Source organism: Thermodesulfobacteriota bacterium (assembly GCA_040758155.1).
In the GTDB taxonomy this organism is placed as follows: Bacteria; Desulfobacterota; Deferrimicrobia; order Deferrimicrobiales; family Deferrimicrobiaceae; genus UBA2219.
Genome location: JBFLWB010000012.1, coordinates 1 through 2794 on the forward strand (window position 1 = coordinate 1; position 2794 = coordinate 2794).

At 66.2% G+C, this 2794-nt stretch carries 3 protein-coding genes; all 3 read right to left on the minus strand.

What is annotated here, in order from left to right; all coding sequences use genetic code 11:
* Window positions 1–130: alpha-ketoacid dehydrogenase subunit beta (locus AB1346_01000; protein ID MEW6719005.1), on the minus strand; the 130-nt coding region annotated here is incomplete at its 3' end.
* Window positions 131–134: 4 nt separating this feature from the next.
* On the minus strand, window positions 135–1112 hold the full coding sequence (locus AB1346_01005) for a thiamine pyrophosphate-dependent dehydrogenase E1 component subunit alpha (GenBank protein ID MEW6719006.1): 978 nt from the start codon (window positions 1110–1112) through the stop codon (window positions 135–137).
* 31 nt (window positions 1113–1143) lie between these two features.
* Window positions 1144–2514 (minus strand): dihydrolipoyl dehydrogenase, encoded by a 1371-nt coding sequence (gene lpdA / locus AB1346_01010; GenBank protein ID MEW6719007.1) that lies wholly within the window; start codon window positions 2512–2514, stop codon window positions 1144–1146.
* Window positions 2515–2794: the final 280 nt, after the last annotated feature.

The window sequence follows — 2794 nt, forward strand, 5'->3', positions numbered from 1 at the left end:
TGAGCCCCGCCGACACCTTGACCGCGCCTCCGAGGACGCCGACGTCCTCCCCCATGAGCAGGACGTTCTCGTCGCGGGCCATCTCCTCTTCCATCGCCTGGCGGATCGCCTCGATGTAGGTGACCTGCATGGCTTCAGCGGACCTCCGTGTCGATCGGCATGGCGTACAGGTCCTCCATCGCCTCCGGCCCCTCGGGAAGGGGGCTCGCCTCCGCGAAGGAGACGGCCTCGTCGACGATCCTGCGGACCGCTTCCTCCGTCTCCTTCCGGACGGCCTTGATGTCGTTCTTCTTCCTCTCGAGGTACAGCTCCCACAGGACGATGGGGTCGCGGCTCTCCCAGGTGATGACCTCTTCCTCTTCCCGGTAATCCGCGCGGTCGTGCTCGGAGTGGCCGTGGTAGCGGTAGGTCCGGCATTCCACCAGCGTGGGGCCTCCCCCGCTCCGCGCCCGGTCGATCGCTTTCCGGGCGGACTCCATCACGGAGTGCAGGTCGTTGCCGTTGACCACGTCCCCTTTGAAGCCGTAGCCGGCGGCGCGCTCGGCCACGCTGTCCACCGCGAACTGGAGCTCGTTCGGCGTGGAGTAGGCGTAGAAGTTGTTCTCGCAGACGAAGATCACCGGCAGCTTGTGGACGCCGGCGAAGTTCATCGCCTCGTGCACGTCGCCGCGGCTGCTGGCCCCCTCGCCGAAGAACGCCACCGCCACGCGGTCCTCCTTGCGCACCTTGAACTTGAAGGCCATCCCCGCCGCCACCGGAAGCGTGCCGCCCAGCATCGACGTGGCGCCGAAGATCCCGTTCGACAGGTCGCCGCCGTGGAGGTAGGAGTCCTTCCCCCTGGAAAAACCGCTGCGCTTGCCGAAGATCTGCGCCATCAGCAGCCGGGGGTCCGCCCCCTTGACGAGGTAGGCGCCCAGGTCCCGGTGGAGGGGGAAGATCCAGTCCTCCTTCCGCAGGTCGTGGCAGAAGCCCACCGTCACCGCCTCCTGCCCCTTGCCGGAGTAGACGCCGCCGGTCAGCTTCCCCTGCTTGTCGAGAGCGGAAACGCGCCCCTCGAATTCACGGATCAGGCGGAGCCAGTGGTACAGTTCCCGGTCTTTCCGCTCGGTCATGGCCGCCTCGCAGGATATTCCACAGGATATTTCATGTGTCGATCGACTCGCCGCCAAGCATCAGCGCCGCCTCCCGGATCGCCTCGGGGAGCGTGGGGTGCGCGTGGACCGTCCGGCCGATCTCGTGGAACGTAGTTTCCAGCGTCCGCCCCAGCGACATCTCGCCGATAAGGTCCGGCGCCCCGGCGCCGATGATGTGGCAGCCGATCACCTCGCCGTACTTCGCCTCCGCGATCATCTTGACGAAGCCGTCCGTGTGCCCGGAGGCGACGGCCTTCCCCAGCGCGATGAACGGGAACTTCGCCACCTTGTACTCGATCCCCCGGCGCTTCGCATCCTCTTCCGACAGCCCGATGGTGGCCACCTCGGGGCGGCAGAAGACGCAGGCGGGGATCCGGTCCGGGTCGGGACGGCGGGCATCCTTCCCCGCGATGGCTTCCGCTGCGGCGACGCCCTCCGCGGACGCCTTGTGCGCCAGCATCATCCCCCCCGTCACGTCGCCGATGGCCCAGATCGACGGGCAGGAGGTGCGCATCCGATCGTCGACCTTCACGATCCCTCGCTCCACCTGGACGCCGCACGCCTCGAGGCCTAAGTCCGCGGACAGCATCTTCCGGCCGACGGCCACCAGCAGCTTGTCGGCCGCGATGGCCTCCTCCTTGCCGTCCTTCGCGACCGTCAGGGTGCGCTTCCCCTTGTCGTATCCCTTCGCCGGCGCGGAGGTGAGGATTCTGATCCCCTGCTTCTGCAGCGACTTCGCCAGCGCCGCCGCCACCTCGCCGTCGGTCTTCGGCAGGACCTGGCTCTCCATCTCGACCAGCGTGACCTCGGCGCCGAAGGCCCGGTAGATGTACGCGAACTCCACGCCCACCGCGCCTGCGCCAAGGACGGTCACCGAGCGCGGAAGCTCCTCCTTCAACAGGGCGTCGTCGCTGGTCAGGATGACGTCGCCGTCCGGCTCGATCCCCGGAAGCCCGCGGACCGCCGTCCCGGTCGCCACGAGGATGTTTTTCGCCGTCAGCTCCTGCTCGCCGACCTTGACTGTCGTCGGCGAAGTGACCGTCGCGCTCCCGGCGATCAGCTCGATCTTGTTCTTCTTGAATAGAAAGGCGATGCCGCGCGACATCCGGTCGGCCACCTTGCGACTGCGCCGGATCACCTCCCCGTAGTCGGCCTCGACCCCCTGGCATCGGATGCCGTGGGCGGCGGCGTTCTTCATCTCCTCGAACAGCCCCGCGGAGGTGAGGATCGCCTTCGAGGGGATGCATCCCCGGTTGACGCACACCCCACCCGGCCTGTCGCGCTCGGCCACGGCCACGCGCATGCCTAACTGCGCCGCCCGGATCGCCGCGACGTACCCGCCGGGCCCCGCCCCGATCACCACGAGATCGAATGGATCCATCGTTCCCCCTTATCGAAAATCATATTCCCTTTTCTTTATGCCCGACCGGGAAACGTCCGCCGCCTCGGTGAAAGCAGGAACGACATGCGAACATTTGGCGGGGGGGTGTATATCTGAAAATCCGGGTCTCATAGACCTAGACTTTTCGCGCTCCCCCCCGACAAGCAGCCCTTCCATGTTATTACGCCGCCCGATGTCAACAAAGGGCCAATAAACTTCCAATGAGTGAAAGCCCCTTATAAAATCGGGCCATCTAAATGGTTATATACGTGCCGCAGAG